This window comes from Teredinibacter purpureus, assembly GCF_014217335.1.
In the GTDB taxonomy this organism is placed as follows: Bacteria; Pseudomonadota; Gammaproteobacteria; order Pseudomonadales; family Cellvibrionaceae; genus Teredinibacter; species Teredinibacter purpureus.
Map to the genome: position 1 here is coordinate 2,777,761 of NZ_CP060092.1, position 16,730 is coordinate 2,794,490.

Genomic DNA, 16,730 nt, shown 5'->3' on the forward strand with positions numbered 1-16,730 from the left:
CGCTGCTTTAGGCGTTAGGATATTTCTATCAATCAATCTAGGGGATTTATGAAAAACTTATATTTCACAATTTTTGTTTTATGTTTGTCTGGATGCGCAACTGCATATGGTAAATATGGTTTCTCAGGTGGCTATAAAGATAAGCAGTTAGATGATGGGTCTATTGAAGTTTCGTATCAGGGAAACGGTACTACTTCTCCAGAAACAGTCGAGCTATATTGGGAAAAACGAGCCGCAGAATTATGCCCAAGTGGATATGATATCGTTTCAAAAGAAAATGGTGGTCACAGTAGTTATTACCCAGTGCAAGTATTTCACCCCTTAACTGAGGGTGTTATTAAGTGCCTTGGTGATGGTTAACAGTGCAATCCTAACAAGCCGCTGTAGAAGGACAGTTTTTCCGCCGCTTAAATTTATGGCGAAAAGACTGCCATAAATCAATCAGCTCCAAAACTGCCTCTAAGCGGGGCGTTATGTGAGGTCAGCTTGAAGGTATTTTGTTTATTAATCTTTACGCTTTTTCTTTCAGGTTGTGTTGTCTATCCGGCAAGGCATGTTTCAGAACCTAGGTATGAAGTTTGGATTAGTGGTGATGAATTCGAAATCGTCAGAATTACTTCGGCACTAGATGCTAAGACTGGAACATGTGAAGGTGGAAAAGTATTAAGCCTTGTAGCAGATAGATTTGTTTCCGAACCAGAATATGGATGGCTAAAAGCGGCTTATTTTGTTCCAGTAGATTCGTATAAGCCAATTAAAATATGCGCAGTTGGTGCGGGTGGTAATACTTACTATTGGGAGGAAAATATAGGTGTGTTTGGCAGCGAATACCCTAAGTTGTGGAAGTTTCAATGCAAGGTAGTAAATGAGCGGCTTAGCTGTAAAAAAATCACCCAGGTTATCAACTGAAGTGCAATGAAAGTGATTAACGAACATAGACTGCCTCCGGTGTTTCCATATTTAAACATTTTCTAGGTCGTCGGTTAAGTTTCATTGCAATTTTATCGCAATCCTTTTGAGTTATGCTCTTCATTGATTCTCCTTTAGGTAAATATTGTCGTATGAGACCGTTGGTATTTTCGTTTAACCCTCTTTCCCATGAGTGGTAGGGGTTGGCAAAGTAAAATGTTGAGTTAGTGACGTCTTCAATTTTTTTGTATTGATGAAACTCGGTACCGTTATCAGCGGTAATTGTTTTTACCTGATTAACCTGTTTTTTGAATAGCTGAATAACTTTTCGATTTAACTCGTCAGTCGTACGGTTCCTAATTTTGCCAATGATCGTGTATTTACTTTTTCGATCAACTAACGTGACAATTGAATGTTGATCGCGTGAACCATGAACGGTATCAATTTCGAAATGACCGATTCGGCTCTTATTTTCTGCCCCTAGAGGTCGCTCAGAGATATGGGCCTTATTGGCTAAAACGCCTCTAGAGTCAGGGCTTCTATATCTTTTTCGGCGTTTCTTGCTTGATTGACGTAAGTGCTTATAGAGATCCCCTGAATAAAACATGTTGTACCAAATATAGCGATAAATGGTCGAATGGCTGATCGATAATATATTGCACTTCTTAAGCCACAAGGAAACTTGTTCTGGGCTCCAATCGAGGCGTATTAAGGCGATGACCATCTGAAGCTCGGTATCATTGAATTGCCATTTACGACGAGACTCCCTCCGTATTCGAGAGGTACGTTTTACTGCTCGCGCTGCGCAGTATTTACCGTCTGGGCGACGATTTCGTTTTAACTCTCTGGAGATCGTGCAAGGATCGCGGCCTAAGGCCCGTGCAATATAGGCTTGAGATTTACGTTGCTTTAAATAGGCCGCTATAGTATATCTTTCATCAGTGGTGAGCTGGTGGTACATCATGAGGTTCCTCTTCTTGCCGGTCGAGAAAAACCATGAGTATCCCAGTTCACCCTATATAAAGGAAGATGCAGGCGTGTTGCACTTACTTTGCGAATTCGGCTCACATAACAATACGTGCCAGTCGGACAGTTTGTTCCGTGGCTTTTTGTGCTGGTCGCTACGCTAGCACAAAAAGCCACTCCACAAACTGCCGCTGCACTCTGCGTTAAGTTTCTAGGAGGCCCATGCGAGGTATCATTTTTTCGCTATTACTTTTTTCAGTTACTTGCATCGCTGAAACTGATTTTCAAGCCGTTTTGAACGCTGCTGAATCAGGGGATTCCAACGCAAGAGTGCTGGTGGCATACACATACTATTTTGGTGAGTATCGTGATGGTACCAAAGTAGAAGAAGATATTGCTAAGGCATACGCATGGGCGTCACTTGCGAACTATCAGGGTCACCCTGATGCAAAAAAACTGGTCAACAGTATCATTCTGAAGCTTAAGAGTAGAGAGGTTGCAGATGCCTTGGCTGGCGAATACTTTAAAAAATATGGGGCGGTTAAAGATAGTGCCAACTAATAAACTTAACAAAAGCAGCCAATTGACCTCCGTAAGCTGTCTTGGTTTTTGCGAGAATACGCAAAAACACAAGCCAGCTCACTCCGGCAATTGCTACTGGCGTTAGGGTTTCTATGAGAAATATCGTTCTTATTTTTATTATGCAAATTCTGGTTTCTAATCAATGTGGAGCGGTGACTTATGCTTGGTGGGTAACCTATGAGCTAGAATCAAAAATTGAGAGTTTCCAGAATATCGCTGTCACCGAATTGAATTCTGATTTTAAGAGTATTTCTATCTTAAGTTGCAGCCCTCCGGCTACATTTTCGGAAGAAGAGTGCGCCGAAATAGAAAGCAATAATCTAAAATTATCTGTCGAAGGTGACTTTAACTCTGATGGGATTATTGAGGTATGGCGGATTGGAGTAGCTAAATCTGGCCAAGGTCAATACTACAAAATACTCTTTGCAACATCCAAGTCTGGAAAGCTTCTTCACTCATTAAGTACGAAATATGACAGGCCGGGGTTTTCTGCTTTTCTGGTTAGAGGAGAAATATTATCTTGGGTAATGTGTATGGAGTGTGGGCATCTTGCTGATGTAGTTTGGTCGGGTAATGCATTCATGCTAGATTGGGGTGAGGACTATGGGTAACCCTAACAAAGCTATCAAAAATCGTTCCGGCCAAAAAACGGCCTCCACTGGACGCGCTAACGCGCGCCTTTTATAGCGGCGTTAGCTTCTCACGCGAAAATTAGAATAAATATGAAGAAATGTGTTTACATATCACTAAGTTTTATCTTGGTTTCTACTGCATTTAGTGGTGGTGTTTATTACGGATTTCATACCGGTGTAGAAAACTATTCTCGCCTAGAGAAAGTGCTGTCATCTAACATTGATGTGCTTCGAGCGAAAGACTTGAAGGGTGGGAGTGAGAAGGAATTAAAGCATATTTACTGGGAGTATGAAATGTCCATAAGCGAGGCAATAGACTCATATAATTGGTATCAGGGGTCAGGAAATCATTTGTTCTCGAAGGTGTTTTTGTCCAGCCACCTCGAGCACTTGGATAAATCAATTGAAAATATAGCGAGTTATCGTAGTTTAAATCCTGTCGAATCTGAAACAGAATCGCTGCTTTGTAATCTTCCTGAGTCTGAAGCCGATAAAGAATACTGTTTAAAACGGCTAGAAGAGCGGCAAGCAACAGTTAGAAAGTATGAGAAAAAAAGCTAACAAGGCGCTCCAATTGACACAGCGGTCTTCGTTCGTTTATGTGCATTCGCTGCGCTCATTGTTACACAACACTCACTACAACCGCTGTGCAATTGAGCTTGGCGTTAGCTTCCCAAGGAGTCAAAAATGAAAAATTACTTAATTATATTAATATTTATTTCGACTGCTGCATTTGGCCAATCACGTGGATTAGTAGGCGATTTATCAGCAAACTACTCATCTATAATTCATGTTATGTTGATGGGAAAAGAAATCGAAGTTAAAGGGAAATCTACAAAGGGATATATCGCGCACGTTGTAAATATGTATGATGAGAATCACCATGATGCCGCCGTTTTAGACGTATATATTGCGGTTGCTGCTGAAGGTGTTTATGCCGATATGTTTCGCATAAAGAATACCGATAAGTGTCAGCGAGCGGAGTGGTTGGATTCGGATATGATTATTTTGTTCTGTGATAAAAAAGAACATTCAATTGCTATTTCAAACCGTGAAGGTAGATTATCATTTGTTAAACGATAGTAAAGCTAACAAGACGCTCAAATTGACATTTTGGCCTTCGTTCCGTTTTGTGCATGGCCAAAGGCCATTTTGCACAAAACTCCACTACGCCCAAAATGCAATTTAGCTTTGCGTTATGGCTACAGGTAGAAAATGAGAGCTTTCGTTAAAGTGTAAGCGCCAAACCAACCACACCTTATCGAGACCTCAATAACCCGATATTCTAATGCCTCCCATAACACCGAAGGAGGCATCATGAGAAAATACCGTAAATACGATTGGCCAAAGCTAATTGTAGATTTTGAGGCTAGCGATAAAACCCAAACTCAATTTTGCAAGGAGCGTGACATAAACTCACGCTATTTCAATCAACAGCTACATAAACACCGCAACCAAGATAAAACCAAGTTCATCGAGTTGGAGGTCGAGCCGCAGCAAACGGCCACCGCAAAAACCAGCCTAATAATCGTCGTAGGTCGATGTAAAATCGAATGCCCTACCAGCATGCAGTTACAGTCTTTTACGACTCTAGTGCACAGTCTCGCATGATTAAGTGGTCAAACTCCATCAACGTTTATTTGCATCGAGACCCTGTGGACTTCAGAAAAGCCATTAACGGTCTATCGTTGATCGTATCAGATGATATGGCGTTATCGCCTTTTGACCGCGCCATTTTCGTTTTCTGTAATAAGCGCCGCTCTCAGCTCAAAGTACTTTATTGGGATGAAACAGGCTTCGTTCTCTGGCAAAAGCGCTTAGAGAAAGAGAAGTTTAAATGGCCAAAGCGCTCAAGTAGCGAAACCATAAAAATCGATAGTGAGCAATGGCATTGGCTATTACGCGGGTTCGATATCACACAAATAAAACCTCATAAGCAGCTCATCTATAGTGCTGTAGGATAGGTATTTTGGTATAATCCACAGCCATGAATGACGTGGCGAAGCTAGAAAAAGAAAATGAATTATTGCGAGAAGAGCTTGCAAGGCGTGATGTGCAAGTAGAATCGTTAAAGGAACAAATCCGTCTTTTTCTTCATAAAAAATTTTCCGCTTCCAGCGAAAAAATATCACCAGATCAACTCGGCCTCTTTAACGAGGCTGAATCTCTCGCCGAAGATGTATCCACTGAGGATGAATCGGTAACAACAACCGTAAAATCGCACGAGCGAAAATGCAAGCCGCGCGTCAGCATTCCTGATGAGCTCCCTAGGGAAGATATTATTCACGACCTTCCCGAAGAAGATAAAGTCTGCCCTCATGACGGAACAGAACTTGAGGTTATCGGTAGCGATGACCTTGAGCAATTAGATATTATTCCAGCTCAAATAAAAGTCATTCGTCATCGTCGACTCAAATACGCTTGCCCTTGCTGCGAAGGCCACATAAAAACAGCCGCGCGCTCAGTGAAACTCCCGATCGAGAAGAGCATTGCAAGTCCAGGGCTTCTAGCTTACATTGCGACGCAAAAATATTGCGATGCATTGCCACTTTATCGCCAAAGTGAGATGTTTAAGCGGATCGGCATTGAACTAGATCGTACAAACCTGGCGAATTGGATGGTTAAAGTCGGTGATCTTGTTCAGCCACTGATTGATTCATTGCAAAGTTACTTACAGCAAAAAGAATTATTACATCTGGATGAAACCACGCTGCAAGTTTTAGATGAGCCGGGAAAGAAAGCGCAAAGTAAAAGTTATCTATGGCTAATGGCAAGCTTCGGAGATCAACCGGTGCTCCTTTATCATTACTCACCTTCGCGATCACAAGAAACACCCAATGCGTTTTTATCCAATCAAACAAAAGCCATAATGGTCGACGGTTACGATGGCTATCAGCCTGCTTGTAATAGTTATGACATAGTACGCTTAGGTTGCTGGGCGCATGCACGCCGAAAGTTTATAGAAGCCCAAAAGGCTCAACTGAAGAAAAAAACAGGAAAAGCAGACGTAGCAATAAACTATATACAAAAACTTTATCAAATCGAATCTAGAACTAAACATGATCCCCCGGATAAGCGCTTTGAAATCAGGCAAAAGGAGGCCAAACCAACCCTGGAAAAACTAAGAAAATGGTTGGATAAAAGTTTATTAACGGTGCCGCCGAAAACAGCTTTGGGTAAAGCTCTTGTGTATCTCGCTAATCAATGGAATAGGCTTACCAATTACGTTGAAGACGGCTCGTACCCGATTGATAATAATGCAGCTGAGCGTTCAATACGCCCATTTACGATCGGCAGGAAAAACTGGCTCTTTGCAAAAAGTCAGGCTGGCGCACGTGCCAGTGCAAATATCTATAGTCTGGTAGAAACGGCAAAGGCGAACGGGTTGAATCCCTATGAATACTTGCGCCATGTGTTTGAAACGTTGCCAAACCTAAGTAGTGATAACACTATGGGTTCTTTGCTACCCTGGAATGTAGCGCTTGATTAACCTGGGGTTGGTTTGGCGCTTACATTTGGACTTCGAACAATTATGAAAAAATTATTATTTCTGACTCTACTCTATTCGTTAGATTTATTCGCAATGACTGAGAGCGATACTGGGAGGTGGGTGAAAGATATAGATACCTACTCAGCGGGAATATTGTTGCATCACATTGATCCATTTCATTCAGTTTCAAAAGATTATTTTGAAACTGAAATAAAAAATGTTAAGCGAGGACTTTCAGGAAAAACTGAAAATGAAGTGGTCGTTGAATTGATGCGCTTAACAAATGAAATTAACGATGGGCATACTTCCTTTCCTCTATGGGGTCGGTTACTAAATAGTTTCCCTGTAGGGTTAAAGGTATTCAATGGAAATATCTATTGCGTGAAAAGCACCGATGATCAAGCTTATTTGCTAGGTGCCCGACTGAACTCTATCGATGGTATCTCATCAAGCGAAATAATAAAAAAGTTCTCTGAAATTACTCCATTCTCTGAAAACGAGTATTCTACGATGACAAGAGTTGCAGAGTATATACCGAAGGCTGAGGTTCTAAACGGTTTAGGAATAATTTCAAATATTCATGAGGCTGATTTTGTTTTTGAACTTTCCAACAAAACCGCTACTTATAGGCTAACCTCGAGTCAATCACCGAAATTTGGTCAAAATCTAACATACCGACAAAAAAACATATTTATTCCATACAAAAAAATAGATTCTGATCTTTGGTTTGGACCATCGGCTGACAATAAAACTGTATATGTCAATTTTCGACGATATACATCCATTTCAAAAATGGAAAACTTGGCGGAAGATTTACTTGATTTTATCAACACCCATAACTCTAAAAACTTGATAATTGACCTTAGAGATAATTATGGAGGAAATTTTTTTGTTGGGCTAAAGCTTGCCCAGTTCTTAGTGTTGGCTGATTCTATAAATTGGAAATCAGGTGTTTATGTTCTTATTGATAATGTGACTTTTTCTGCAGCCATGAGTAATGCTGCACAATTTTCCCAATTACTTAATGCTAAGTTAGTTGGCGAGCCAACGGGTGCAATGCCATCAGGGTACCAAGATATGGGACAGTTTAAACTGCCCAACTCTAAGCTTGATGTCACTTATTCCAAGCGCCTGTATCACTTCACAAAAGACGATAAAGATGCTCTATATCCGGATGTTTTAATAGAGCATTCCATAAGCGAGTATATCGGAAATAATGATCGTCAATTGGAGTGGGTTTTAAATGATATTGCTGGAAGCAAAGCAGATTATAACAAAGCATTCCAGCGGACAAACCGCTGAATGCGGCGTTAAGTTCTTTCATATGAAAATAGTAGTTTCATTTATCGTTCTGGTGTTTTTGTTCTTTGTTTTTAACCCGTATGAATACTATATGGGTGGAAAAAATATAGCGAATTGTATGGCGCTAAAGGATGGTAGCTCTAAAGCAAATGTATTAAAGGTAATGGGAGAGCCAAGTAACGTATTCGATCAAGGGAAGAGCTTGCAATATCATCCAACAAAACCTTTATCTTCTTGTCAAGTACGCCTAGAGTTTGAAGAAATCAATAAAGGTGTCCTCATTCTAAGGTCAAAATTCTGCGATGATGGAGAAGTTTACAAGTGTCGGAGCTAAAACTTAACAAATGCAGCCACCTGACACAAACTGCAACGCACCTTTTGGTGTTCGCGTTGCTCACAATACACCAAAAGGCGCGTCACAATTTGTGCAGGTGCTGCAGGCGTTATGGTCCCTGTGCTCCATAGAGGGTGCAATTTATTAATAAATTAAAAATAGAGATAATAGCAAATAATCGGACAGCCACGTTAAGAGAAAAACAATCAGTTTAGTTGTGGTTTTTATTAAACTCATCACGCCATAGGCGCTATTTCATTACTGTTTGTTTTTGGCGTGAAATATTTGATTTTTCTGAGTTTCAGACGAGTCTAGCCGCTCTCTAGGTTCGAGAAAGGTAGGGTTTATTGCAGGATGGGGTGTTAGTGGAAAATGGCTTCGCAATTCGCGAAGGCCGGTCTTCTTTTCAATCCTAGAGCTTTGGCAGCGAGCATGAGTTTTGCTTTGCAGCCGACTAAGCTTTTGAATGTGGATTCGAACTGGGTGGTGAGTGTGAGCCATTCGCGGCTGGTTATATTCAATCGCTCTAGAATGGGTGGCAAGTTGTTGTCGATAAAACCACGTTTGTTTTCTCGAATCGCTCTGCCTGTTATGTCCACGAGCTGAATGTAATCCTTCAGGTGAAAGGGTAAGCCTTGGGGCATGGGTTCTCTTGGGTTGCCTACAAATTCAGCCAGTTTTAAAGGTTGGGTTGAGGGGTGAGTGTTAGCCGCTTTAAGGGCCTCAATACGCCGTTTTATAGAGGTATGTTCCGAGCTTTCTGGGGTTGTCGCCATTTTGGCTCGAACAGGATTTAAATCGACATAAGCCATGCAAGCGGCGAGTGCTTTTTCATCCAGTAACGCCTGTGATTTAAACCGGCTTTCCCAAAAGCGACCTGTGCAGTGGTCTTCTGCATTTGCCCTGCGGGCAATGGGTTCGTTTAAAGCCCACATGAAACGACTTATGCTGGCGAGTTCCAAGCGCCATTGGTCCAGCTTTTCTTTCACGGCCTGCCGCTGGGCGTCATCTAACGGCCCACCTTTTACAAACGCTTGCGTTAAGGGGGTACCTTTGTAAAGGGTGTGCCAGCGTTTGGCTACCTCTAAATCGCTTAACGTGTGATCCTCTGCGGCATTAATATGCAATACCAGATGGTGGTGATTACTCATTACGGCGTAAGCACAGATATCAATGCAAAACACTTCCCCCAAGAATACAATACGGTCTTCAACCCACTGTCGGCGGTGTTCGTAGTCGTTACCGGTTAACGCATCTAGGCCGCAAAGAAACGCGCGGCGCACACAGCGAGATGTGCAGTGATAGTAGGGTGTGGCATCTAGTGAGATTTGTTGCTTCCTTGGGCGGGGCATGGCTCATTCCTTGAGTTAACTTTTGCTGTTTTTAATATGGGTCTTCCCCTATTCAGGTGGCTTTCTAGCCTTTCCTAATAAACTCCCCTAGAATCCCAGCCTTTTATTTCTTGGTTTTCAGTGATGGACGAGCTTTCTCTTTACGAAAAAATATTATCAATCTCTTCTCCTTGGTTTGTCGAATCAGTTCAGCTAGATGAGCGTGACAACACCGTTCACGTCCACGTTGAATACGATTGCGACAAACATTTAACCTGCCCTTTGTGTGAATCCAGATGTAGTCGCCATGACACCAGAACAAGAACATGGCGCCATCTCGATAGCTGTCAATTTCGCACTCTCGTTCACGCGAATATCCCTCGCTCTAAATGTCGCACGCACGGTGTATTGCAAGCTGATATCCCCTGGGCTGATAAGCGATCAAGTTTCACCTTGATGTTTGAGGCTTATGTAATCTCCTGGCTTCAAGAGGCGAGTATTAATGCCGTCAGTAAGAAGCTGGCGCTTAGCTGGAATGCTGCCGATGGAATAATGAAGCGGGCTGTAGAGCGAGGCCTAAAAAGACGGTCTCATCTACATATTCAAAACCTAGCTGTCGATGAGGTCTGCAGCAAAAAGGGACATGAATATGTGACCATTGTTTCTAATGATCATGGGCATGTAATAGATGTCCAAGAAGATCGCAAAAAATCGAGTTTAAACGCATTTTTTACAGGATTAAGTGACAAGCAAATCCAATCAGTTGAAACGATTAGTATGGATATGAGTCCGTCCTATATTTATGCCACCAAAGAGTATATTCCTCACTGGGAAAGAGCGATATGTTTTGATAGGTTCCATGTTGCGATGGACTTAAATAAGGCTCTAAATAGTGTTCGTAAAAGTGAAGCCAATATGGTCGCGCAACAACACAAGCTAGAGCTCCATAGATCGAAATTTGCATGGCTGAGATCACGTGAAAATCTAAAGGATATTCATTCTGTACAGATTTCAACATTAAGCGTTGTAGCAAAGAAGACTGCACGCGCATGGGCGATAAAGGAGTATGCCATGGAGCTCTGGAATTATGATGATCGTATATGGGCTGAAGAAGCTTGGAAGCAATGGTACAGCTGGGCGATAAGAAGCCGCCTCAATCCTATAAAATCGGTAGCTAAAAGCATAAAGAAGAATCTATGGGGGATAATAAACGCCATCGTAAATAAAAAGAATAATGCTGGTGCAGAAAGTATAAATAGCAGAATAAAAATGCTAAAAGTAAAAGCGAAAGGTTTTAGGAATAAGGCCCGTTTTAAGGCTGCAATTTTATTTCATCTCGGCGGGCTGGACCTGATGCCAGAAATCTAGCCACCCGAATAGGGGAAGGCCCTTTAATATACAGTGTTGTTTTTCTTGGTTCAAGCGGTGGTGTGGGTGTAGTTATTCCTTCGTGAACTACGTTTTCGCACGCGTCATACGAAGATGGAGCCGTATGTGTTAATGCGCAGGTGTGGCCTGTAGGGGGCTTAGTGATCGGTGTTCTTGCCGTGCCCTGTTGCACTTCTGATTCCTGAATTAAGCAACAGGCAAAAAAAACCTCCAGCACGAAGAGGATCGTGGTGGAGGTAATCGAGAGATCTAAAACAGGTTTTAAATTAGTGTGTAATACTCGTTACAGATTACTGTGTATTACAGGTAGAGGATGCGATACAGCTTTGGTTGTTTTCCCAGCCCCAGCCACTTGAAGTGGAGGTGCATAGCGGGTAGTTCGAGCCGTGCCAGTTGCACGTTCCACCGCTGGCAGTGGAGGAGCTACTTGAGCTGCTGCTAGAAGAGCTGCTGCTAGAAGAGCTACTACTTGAGAAGCTGCTACTGGAACTGCTAGAGGAGCTAGAGCTAGGCGTTGTTCCCACCAGTGTTTGGCCTGCATTGACGCATTCGTTCGCACTCACGCAGCTAGCATCGTTTTCCCATCCCCAGCCGCTAGAGTCATTTACGCATACGGTTGTTAAGGTGCCGTACCAGCTGCATTGTTGGGCAGCTGAACCATTATTGTTTGAAGAGGAGGAGCTGCTAGAAGAGTTCTGCGATGAGCTGGATGAATAACTGCTTGAAGAGCTAGTAGGAGCATTGCCAAAAACGGATGCGATAGACGCTGTTGCATCGAGACCGTGCGTGCCCTTAACGAGCTTTTGTCCCCAGGTGGTGTAGCTGCCGCCAGACCAATCGTTTGCAATATCTAGCGCGCCAAGGTCGCTGCCGTTACCTTTCCAAGACCAGCCCATGTAACCAAAGCCGTGGTTTTGCGCTAGCTCCATGATGGCTTCATCGGCAACATCTTCGTTAAAGTGGTTGTCAGCAAATTCACCTACTACTAAGTGCAAACCGTTGTTTGCAAACGTATTCATGTAGCTCTCTACTGCGCTGCGAGTGTTGTACACTTCATACATGTGAACGCTGAAGATGGTGTTGCTTTTTGAATCGCCATCGAATACTGATTGAGCGTTATCGCGCATGGCGTTCGTCCAGTCTTGGCCCCAGTTGGGCGCATCAACCATTAAAGTATGGTTAAAACCTGCGTTTCGTAGGCGGCCAATCGCGTCTTTGTGAGCGTTCACCCAGTCGCTTGTAGAGGAGGAGTTGCCAAAAGGCTCGTTACCGATGTTCAATATTACGTAATCTTCTTGGCCAACGAGAGTGGATTTGATTGATATCCAGTAGTCGACAGCCTGCGCAAGTGACGATGTTCCAGATTCTTCGCCGTAACCCGTCGTGTCATGTATTTCTACAACAGAAATTAAGTTGTTGGCTTTCGCCAAGCTAATGAGGTTGGCTACTTCTGAAGCGGGCGTTGCAGACCACTTAACGCCGTTTGAAAGAACAACCCGAACTGAGTTGGCACCGGTGGCAGCCATGGCGGGGTATGCGGTGGCCCCTTTGTCTGCAAACCAAGCGTGTGGGTAGTTAATCCCGCGAATAATGAATGGACTTCCGTTGCCATCAGTTAAAATGTTACCGGTTACATTAAAGCCCGCAAAAACAGCGGATGAAGTGAAAATGGTAGCCACCATAGTGGCAATAAGGGAAATTCTCTTAAGATTTCGCAAAACGTATTCCTCATTATTATCTTTTTTAGAGTGTTGTTTGGCATAGGTGCGCGGTGCGTTCTATAGCCTCAAAAAACACTACGTCAGCTTGCGGCACTGGCCACAACTGTTTTTTATATTAAATGATAATCGCGCCAAATAAAACCGTTTGTGTGAACTGTGGCGGCTTATTAGGGGTTGTAAAATACAGGGTTCCTTGGGTAAGGGTATTCTGTTTCTGGTGTTTTATTGATGTATACGTGACGGTATTAGGCTTTTTCGAAGGAGATAGCGTAAAGTTTCGGTTGCTCAAAAAAGTCTTGATGCTTTTAATATTCGATGAGATTTTTTTAAAAAAAGGTCAGTTTTACGCCGGCTTGGCGAGTAAAATGTGGCAGGTCGACCGCCATAATAGTTAAATTGACGATAACTATTTGCCCTGCTTTTTCTTCAGTTTGCTCGGTTATGCGTTGTGGTTCGGTTTTTAATCGGTGTCCTTTCAATCCAGCTGAGAGTCTCATTTGTCATTATTTGCTCATTTCTTGACGGCCTTCCATGTCACTGGCCCCATTGTTGTTTTGTTGCTGGCGGGGGTTTTCTTTAAGCGTATAAACCTACTCGATACCCATTTTATAAGCGTGGCAAATAAATTGGTGTTTAATGTGTCTATGCCATGCCTTCTGTACCTCAGTGTGGTGGCTCAGCCGCTATCGCAAAGCCTTGATTTTTCGTTGATCTATTTTGCTGTTATAGCAACGCTTATTTGTGTAGTTGCGCTGTGGCTGTTGGCACCGGCTGTGGTTTCAGTATCGAAGCGGGGGGTATTTGTGCAGTGTGCGTTTCGGGGCAATATGGCTGTTGTGGGCTTGTCGTTGTGTGTAAATGCTTACGGTGAAGGTGTGTTGGCGGTCGCGGGCGTTTATTTAGCCTTTCTAACCATTCTCTATAATGTTGTGGTGGTTATTTTGCTAAGCACGCATTATTGGCGTGCTTTCCTCCATTTACTTAAAAATCCGTTGGTTATCGCCATTGTTGCAGCTCTATTCACATCTATTGCGGGGTTTCGGCCGCCGGCAGTGTTATGGGTGTCGTGCGAATATTTTGCTCAATTAACGTTGCCGCTCGCCTTGCTGTGTGTGGGCGCGAGTCTCGACTGGAAGAGTATCAGGGGGAATCAATGGGAGGTGCTGATAGCCGCCGGAATGAAACTGATTATGGTGCCGCTTGTAATTGTATTGGTTGCGATTTTAGTCGGTTTGAGGGGCGAAGCCCTAGGCATACTTTTTTTGATGATGGCGTCACCAACGGCGGCTGCGGCTTATATCATGAGTAGACAGATGACACCGCACGGACAAATGTCAGCCGAAATTATCACGCTTTCAACATTGCTTTCACCTATCACTATTACGTTGGGTCTCATTTGGCTAGGGTATTACAAGCTTATATAGACCAATGGGCCCTGTTTTTATTACTCAGAGTTCAATAATAGCTGTAGAGAGAAGGTTCGGACATTACCCCTCTGCGCAGGTATAATCGCCTTTTTTCAGCTAACGAGAGACTCATAATTCAATGAGCTATCAGGTACTCGCCCGTAAGTGGCGGCCCGCGAACTTCCGAGAAATGGTAGGGCAGGAGCATGTGCTCAAGGCTCTTATCAACGCTTTAGATCATAATCGCCTGCACCATGCGTATTTGTTTACGGGAACACGAGGTGTCGGTAAAACAACCATTGCGCGGATTTTGGCTAAATGCCTTAACTGCGGTGCTGGTGTTACGTCGACCCCTTGCGGGGAATGTAGTGCGTGTATCGAGATTAGTGAAGGCCGCTTTATCGATCTCATTGAGGTTGATGCGGCGTCTCGAACCAAGGTCGAGGATACCCGCGAGCTACTGGACAACGTTCAATATGCACCTACGCGCGGTCGTTATAAGATTTACCTCATCGATGAGGTGCACATGCTGTCTAATCACAGCTTTAACGCGTTGTTAAAAACGTTGGAAGAGCCGCCAGAGCATGTAAAATTTTTGTTGGCCACAACAGACCCTCAGAAATTGCCCGTCACAATTTTGTCTCGTTGTTTACAGTTTAACCTTAAGAATATGAGTTCCGAGCGCATTGTTGGCCACTTGCAGCACGTCTTAGCGCAAGAGGCTGTGCCTTTTGAAGAGTCTGCATTGTGGTTGTTGGCGCGTGGTGCCGATGGCAGTATGCGAGATGCACTCAGTTTAACTGACCAAGCTATTGCTTATGGTAGCGGTAAAATTGGTGAGACCGATGTTGCCGCCATGCTGGGCACCATTGACCACCAACTGATACAAAATTTAATGGCAGGCTTAATTGAGTCGGACGGCAAGAAAATTCTTGAAGCCGTGGCCAAGTTTGCCGAACACGCACCAGACTTTAATAGTGCGTTAGCCGATTTGTTAACCTTGTTACATCGAATCGCAATTGCGCAAGCCTTACCTGAAGCCTTAGATAATAGTTTTGGCGACCGCACGCAAATTCTTGATTTCGCGTCGAAGCTACCAGCGGAAGACGTACAGTTATTTTATCAAACGGCACTTATTGGTCGGCGAGATATTAATCTCGCACCCGAGCCTCGCAGTGGCTTCGAAATGACATTGCTGCGCATGCTGGCTTTTAAACCGCAAGGGGTTGTGGACGTGCCTTCCCAACCGCTGGGTTCAGCTCAGCCATCATTAGCGCCGTCAAACGCGGAGGGTCTTGCCAGCCCAAAAAAGCCATCGACTGAAACCGCAATAAAGCCGGAGCCTGTTATGCGGGTATCCGAAGCGGCGGTTTCAGGCCCTATAGCGCCAGTTAATGCTCCCGTTTCTTCGGCAGAGATAGAGAGCAACAATCCGCCGTTAATGGCCTGCCAACTAGAAAACGCTGCCATTACGGGTGTTGAGTTCGAGTCGGTACCGGCTATGCCAGCAGCTACAGCTCCCGTATTAGAGAGACCGGCCACGCCCACTAAAAAGCTATCGCCGACAGACAATCTCGCGAATATTCTTAATGAAAAGTCGGGGGTTAATCCCTCTCGAGCTGAGAGGGATAACAGCGTTGACATCAAGGCGCAGTTAAAAGCACAGGTTAAAGCTATTACGGGAAAAGAGGGTATTGTTGCGCCTAAGCCTGTGGCAATGGCTGCTGTAACAGCTGCCTCTCCGGTGTCCGCAGAACATCAGTCGGGAGTCGTGGCAGCTACAAAAAAAAGCGTTGAGAACGATAGGCCAGAAAAAATTGCACTAGAACATTTAAACCCTGTTAGTTGGGTGCATGTTTTTCGTCACCTTAGCATTCGCGGTATTTTACAAAGTACTGCAGCAAATTGTGTGTTTCTAGGTGCGGAACAATCCCACCTATTTTTTGCGCTCGATGAAAATAAAGGGAGTTTATTCGATAGCTCTCATAGTCAGCGATTGGGCGGGATGCTGAGTGATTATTTCCAGCAATCAATAAAAGTCGATATTCATCTTCAGGCGCTGCCAGAAGGGACGGAAACGCCTGCGCAATGTTTCGAACGAGAGAAAGCGGAAAACTATGCAGAGGCATTACGCTTATTAGCGAACGACCCCATTGTACAAACACTGCAACAAGAATTTGGAGCAGTATTGGACGATCAATCTGTAGTATATGACTAAACGAGGTTTAATATGAAAGGCTTGGGCGATTTAATGAAACAGGCTCAGGAAATGCAGGCAAAAATGCAGAAAATGCAGGACGATATTGCCGGTATTGAAGTAAGCGGCGAGTCTGGTGCCGGTTTGGTAAAAATAGTTATGACGGGCCGCCATGATGTCAAAGCGGTCGCCATTGATGCGAGTTTAATGACCGAAGACAAAGCGATGTTGGAAGACTTGCTCGCGGCGGCCGTTAATGATGCTGTTCGGCGTGTAGAGGCTGAGAATCAAAAAAGAATGGGTGATTTAGCGGGAGGCATGCAAATGCCTCCAGGATTTAAAATGCCGTTTTAGTCTTGGGCACGAAAGATGTAAAACGGTTCGGTGTGGCGTACACATTTAAAATGAATCGCGAACAAAACAGGCTACTGTGTAATGTTACTTTTATCGAAAGCGAGCCCCTTATAACCT

19 protein-coding genes are annotated in these 16,730 nt (G+C 43.8%); 15 read left to right on the forward strand and 4 right to left on the reverse strand.

Annotation, left to right across the window (positions count from 1 at the left end):
• Window positions 1–48: 48 nt before the first annotated feature.
• Together H5647_RS12200 and H5647_RS12205 are read left to right on the forward strand one after the other, a co-directional pair.
• Entirely contained in the window at window positions 49–360 is a 312-nt protein-coding gene (locus H5647_RS12200) for a CC0125/CC1285 family lipoprotein (RefSeq protein ID WP_045856500.1), read from the forward strand.
• 126 nt (window positions 361–486) lie between these two features.
• Window positions 487–909 carry a hypothetical protein gene (locus H5647_RS12205; RefSeq protein WP_045858880.1) on the forward strand — a complete coding sequence of 141 codons (423 nt, stop codon included), beginning with the start codon at window positions 487–489 and terminating at the stop codon, window positions 907–909.
• Between the two features lie 16 nt (window positions 910–925).
• On the opposite strand, the gene H5647_RS12210 is transcribed toward H5647_RS12205, so the two are convergent.
• Window positions 926–1,873, reverse strand: a complete 948-nt coding sequence (locus tag H5647_RS12210) for an IS30 family transposase (protein ID WP_045858882.1) — start codon at window positions 1,871–1,873, stop codon at window positions 926–928.
• Window positions 1,874–2,097: 224 nt separating this feature from the next.
• On the opposite strand from H5647_RS12210, the gene H5647_RS12215 reads away from it, so the two are divergent.
• The 9 genes from H5647_RS12215 to H5647_RS12255 all read left to right on the forward strand — a co-directional run bounded on the left by H5647_RS12215 (window position 2,098) and on the right by H5647_RS12255 (window position 8,215).
• The gene (locus H5647_RS12215; protein WP_052692041.1) at window positions 2,098–2,436 is read left to right on the forward strand and encodes an SEL1-like repeat protein; all 339 of its coding nucleotides are present in this window, start codon (window positions 2,098–2,100) and stop codon (window positions 2,434–2,436) included.
• A 113-nt stretch (window positions 2,437–2,549) separates the two neighbouring features.
• Entirely contained in the window at window positions 2,550–3,068 is a 519-nt protein-coding gene (locus tag H5647_RS12220) for a hypothetical protein (RefSeq protein WP_045858884.1), read from the forward strand.
• A gap of 111 nt (window positions 3,069–3,179) precedes the next feature.
• Entirely contained in the window at window positions 3,180–3,650 is a 471-nt protein-coding gene (locus H5647_RS12225; RefSeq protein WP_045858886.1) for a hypothetical protein, read from the forward strand.
• Between the two features lie 126 nt (window positions 3,651–3,776).
• Window positions 3,777–4,172 (forward strand): hypothetical protein, encoded by a 396-nt coding sequence (locus tag H5647_RS12230; protein WP_045858887.1) that lies wholly within the window; start codon window positions 3,777–3,779, stop codon window positions 4,170–4,172.
• Window positions 4,173–4,406: 234 nt separating this feature from the next.
• Complete coding sequence (gene tnpA / locus H5647_RS12235; RefSeq protein WP_045858888.1) at window positions 4,407–4,700, forward strand: IS66 family insertion sequence element accessory protein TnpA; 294 nt, start codon at window positions 4,407–4,409, stop codon at window positions 4,698–4,700.
• Entirely contained in the window at window positions 4,643–5,053 is a 411-nt protein-coding gene (gene tnpB, locus H5647_RS12240; protein ID WP_082087014.1) for an IS66 family insertion sequence element accessory protein TnpB, read from the forward strand. The genes tnpA and tnpB overlap by 58 nt, the downstream gene beginning before the upstream one ends.
• A gap of 23 nt (window positions 5,054–5,076) precedes the next feature.
• Window positions 5,077–6,579 (forward strand): IS66 family transposase, encoded by a 1,503-nt coding sequence (gene tnpC / locus H5647_RS12245; RefSeq protein WP_045858889.1) that lies wholly within the window; start codon window positions 5,077–5,079, stop codon window positions 6,577–6,579.
• 42 nt (window positions 6,580–6,621) lie between these two features.
• Entirely contained in the window at window positions 6,622–7,881 is a 1,260-nt protein-coding gene (locus H5647_RS12250; protein WP_045858891.1) for a S41 family peptidase, read from the forward strand.
• 22 nt (window positions 7,882–7,903) lie between these two features.
• Complete coding sequence (locus tag H5647_RS12255; RefSeq protein WP_045858892.1) at window positions 7,904–8,215, forward strand: hypothetical protein; 312 nt, start codon at window positions 7,904–7,906, stop codon at window positions 8,213–8,215.
• Between the two features lie 362 nt (window positions 8,216–8,577).
• On the opposite strand, the gene H5647_RS12260 is transcribed toward H5647_RS12255, so the two are convergent.
• The gene (locus tag H5647_RS12260) at window positions 8,578–9,567 is read right to left on the reverse strand and encodes a hypothetical protein (RefSeq protein WP_045858893.1); all 990 of its coding nucleotides are present in this window, start codon (window positions 9,565–9,567) and stop codon (window positions 8,578–8,580) included.
• Between the two features lie 123 nt (window positions 9,568–9,690).
• On the opposite strand from H5647_RS12260, the gene H5647_RS12265 reads away from it, so the two are divergent.
• On the forward strand, window positions 9,691–10,914 hold the full coding sequence (locus H5647_RS12265) for an ISL3 family transposase (protein ID WP_045858420.1): 1,224 nt from the start codon (window positions 9,691–9,693) through the stop codon (window positions 10,912–10,914).
• 311 nt (window positions 10,915–11,225) lie between these two features.
• Here H5647_RS12265 and H5647_RS12270 read toward each other — a convergent pair whose 3' ends face one another.
• Both H5647_RS12270 and H5647_RS12275 read right to left on the reverse strand, forming a co-directional pair.
• Entirely contained in the window at window positions 11,226–12,653 is a 1,428-nt protein-coding gene (locus tag H5647_RS12270; RefSeq protein ID WP_162926382.1) for a cellulase family glycosylhydrolase, read from the reverse strand.
• A 329-nt stretch (window positions 12,654–12,982) separates the two neighbouring features.
• Window positions 12,983–13,153: a hypothetical protein gene (locus H5647_RS12275; protein ID WP_162926383.1), complete on the reverse strand. Its 171-nt coding sequence runs from the start codon at window positions 13,151–13,153 to the stop codon at window positions 12,983–12,985.
• Between H5647_RS12275 and H5647_RS12280 the strand changes: the two genes are divergently transcribed.
• The 3 genes from H5647_RS12280 (at window position 13,154) to H5647_RS12290 (ending at window position 16,613) form a co-directional block, all read left to right on the forward strand.
• A complete protein-coding gene (locus H5647_RS12280; protein WP_045858898.1) occupies window positions 13,154–14,080 on the forward strand; it encodes an AEC family transporter in 927 nt (308 codons plus the stop codon).
• Between the two features lie 121 nt (window positions 14,081–14,201).
• A complete protein-coding gene (gene dnaX, locus H5647_RS12285; RefSeq protein ID WP_045858899.1) occupies window positions 14,202–16,280 on the forward strand; it encodes a DNA polymerase III subunit gamma/tau in 2,079 nt (692 codons plus the stop codon).
• A gap of 12 nt (window positions 16,281–16,292) precedes the next feature.
• Window positions 16,293–16,613, forward strand: a complete 321-nt coding sequence (locus H5647_RS12290) for a YbaB/EbfC family nucleoid-associated protein (RefSeq protein WP_045858900.1) — start codon at window positions 16,293–16,295, stop codon at window positions 16,611–16,613.
• Window positions 16,614–16,730 lie beyond the last annotated feature (117 nt).

Excerpts from the sequence above, each read along its gene's own strand:
- H5647_RS12200 (WP_045856500.1), top strand. The coding sequence starts at position 49 with ATGAAAAACTTATATTTCACAATTTTTGTTTTATGTTTGTCTGGATGC.
- H5647_RS12210 (WP_045858882.1), bottom strand. The coding sequence starts at position 1,873 with ATGATGTACCACCAGCTCACCACTGATGAAAGATATACTATAGCGGCC.
- H5647_RS12215 (WP_052692041.1), top strand. The coding sequence starts at position 2,098 with ATGCGAGGTATCATTTTTTCGCTATTACTTTTTTCAGTTACTTGCATC.
- H5647_RS12220 (WP_045858884.1), top strand. The coding sequence starts at position 2,550 with ATGAGAAATATCGTTCTTATTTTTATTATGCAAATTCTGGTTTCTAAT.
- H5647_RS12225 (WP_045858886.1), top strand. The coding sequence starts at position 3,180 with ATGAAGAAATGTGTTTACATATCACTAAGTTTTATCTTGGTTTCTACT.
- H5647_RS12230 (WP_045858887.1), top strand. The coding sequence starts at position 3,777 with ATGAAAAATTACTTAATTATATTAATATTTATTTCGACTGCTGCATTT.
- tnpA (WP_045858888.1), top strand. The coding sequence starts at position 4,407 with ATGAGAAAATACCGTAAATACGATTGGCCAAAGCTAATTGTAGATTTT.
- tnpB (WP_082087014.1), top strand. The coding sequence starts at position 4,643 with ATGCCCTACCAGCATGCAGTTACAGTCTTTTACGACTCTAGTGCACAG.
- tnpC (WP_045858889.1), top strand. The coding sequence starts at position 5,077 with ATGAATGACGTGGCGAAGCTAGAAAAAGAAAATGAATTATTGCGAGAA.
- H5647_RS12250 (WP_045858891.1), top strand. The coding sequence starts at position 6,622 with ATGAAAAAATTATTATTTCTGACTCTACTCTATTCGTTAGATTTATTC.
- H5647_RS12255 (WP_045858892.1), top strand. The coding sequence starts at position 7,904 with ATGAAAATAGTAGTTTCATTTATCGTTCTGGTGTTTTTGTTCTTTGTT.
- H5647_RS12260 (WP_045858893.1), bottom strand. The coding sequence starts at position 9,567 with ATGCCCCGCCCAAGGAAGCAACAAATCTCACTAGATGCCACACCCTAC.
- H5647_RS12265 (WP_045858420.1), top strand. The coding sequence starts at position 9,691 with ATGGACGAGCTTTCTCTTTACGAAAAAATATTATCAATCTCTTCTCCT.
- H5647_RS12275 (WP_162926383.1), bottom strand. The coding sequence starts at position 13,153 with ATGAGACTCTCAGCTGGATTGAAAGGACACCGATTAAAAACCGAACCA.
- dnaX (WP_045858899.1), top strand. The coding sequence starts at position 14,202 with ATGAGCTATCAGGTACTCGCCCGTAAGTGGCGGCCCGCGAACTTCCGA.
- H5647_RS12290 (WP_045858900.1), top strand. The coding sequence starts at position 16,293 with ATGAAAGGCTTGGGCGATTTAATGAAACAGGCTCAGGAAATGCAGGCA.